At 59.4% G+C, this 1,335-nt stretch carries 2 protein-coding genes; one reads left to right on the top strand and one right to left on the bottom strand.

The annotated features are described in order from the left end of the window. Positions 1–340: 340 nt before the first annotated feature. On the top strand, positions 341–475 hold the full coding sequence (locus tag A1351_RS26115) for a winged helix-turn-helix transcriptional regulator (protein ID WP_371441450.1): 135 nt from the start codon (positions 341–343) through the stop codon (positions 473–475). A gap of 422 nt (positions 476–897) precedes the next feature. Here the strand turns inward: A1351_RS26115 and A1351_RS04830 are convergent. After that, on the bottom strand, positions 898–1,335 hold a 438-nt coding region (locus A1351_RS04830; RefSeq protein WP_157096107.1), incomplete at its 5' end, for an ABC transporter permease.

The raw sequence follows: 1,335 nt of genomic DNA, 5'->3' as shown, positions 1-1,335 counted from the left end.
ACTGAAGCCGCATTTGCCCGCAATCGTCATGCAGCTCGCGATAGATTACGCCTGCACAGGCGAGTCCCACGACGCCTTCTGACATGAGCGACACTCCATACCCTGCCGCAATCAAACTCAGCAATCGGTCCGCTCCGACGTCCTGAGCGACAGGTGGAGACGGAATATCTCACGCGTCCGACATTTTCTTTCGAGGAAACCGATCATTCGGAGTGCCGAGCGCTCGTCCAAATATTGGATCGGATCGGTGACACATGGACGGTGATGGTGGTGGGCGCGCTCGCCGACGGACCGATGCTTCAACTCGATCCTGCGCCTCGTCGCCGGGCTGTCTCATCGCATGTTGACGCTCACTTTGCGTGGATTGCAGCGCGACGGCTTGGTCGAGCGGAGAACGTTCGCGACGATCCCGCCGAAGGTCGAATACGAGCTGACCCAGTCGGTCGTTCGATCATCGCGCCGGTCTGGACGATGATGGAATGGCCGCGAAAAACGCGCGGAAATCGAAGCCGCGCGGACAACGTTCGACACGGAGCGCACAGGCGAAGACGATTCGATTTCGTGAGCCTCACCTCGAACGTGGTAGTCATCGCTCACATGGATCCGCGAGACAATCTCATGATCCTGGCATCGTCATTCGCGACGACGACGCGCGAAGCCAGTGCCTGATGGACCGGTCCACGCCTTCGCCGCAGCGCCCGCGCCTCTCGGGAGCGAGGCCGCGATTGTCCGGCTCGACGAATGAACTTCACTGCTATCATCAGATTTGCTTCATGCAATCATCTCCGGTCGCGCCACCAGAGGACTCGAAACCCAAGCCGTACCAGACACCATTTTGGTTACGTCCGCTTCGACGAAAGGTCGGCGTCTCCTCGGCGCGAGGCGCATTAAAGCCGACTACCGTAAGAACGTCCGAAACCGTTGCAACGAAAAAAAGAAGAACAAAACCCCGATCGTCAGCAATGCCGCCAATTGCGGCCAGATGACGTCGAGACCCGCTCCGCGGAACAGGATGGCCTGCGAGAGCTGAACGAAATGCGTATTCGGAGCCGCGAGCATGATGTCCTGAATAATCGGCGGCATGCTTTCCCTGGGCGTGACATTGCCGGACAGAACCTGCAAGGGCAGCAGCACCATCATCAACAACAGCCCGAATTGCGGCATGGAGTTGGCGACCGTCGCGAGAAATATTCCCAGACAGGTGGACGCGAAAATGTGTAGCGCTGCACCGAGTAGGAAAAGCGCAGGCGAGCCTTCGATCGGCGCGCCCAGGGCGCCGTGGACGACGAACACCAGCGAGAAGGCTGAGGCCACGAGGACGACGAGTCCCATCGA

It is taken from the genome of Methylosinus sp. R-45379 (assembly GCF_001644125.1).
GTDB lineage: Bacteria > Pseudomonadota > Alphaproteobacteria > Rhizobiales > Beijerinckiaceae > Methylosinus.
The sequence above is the reverse complement of the archived record's forward strand: the minus strand, read 5'-3'. Positions and strand labels throughout refer to the sequence as shown.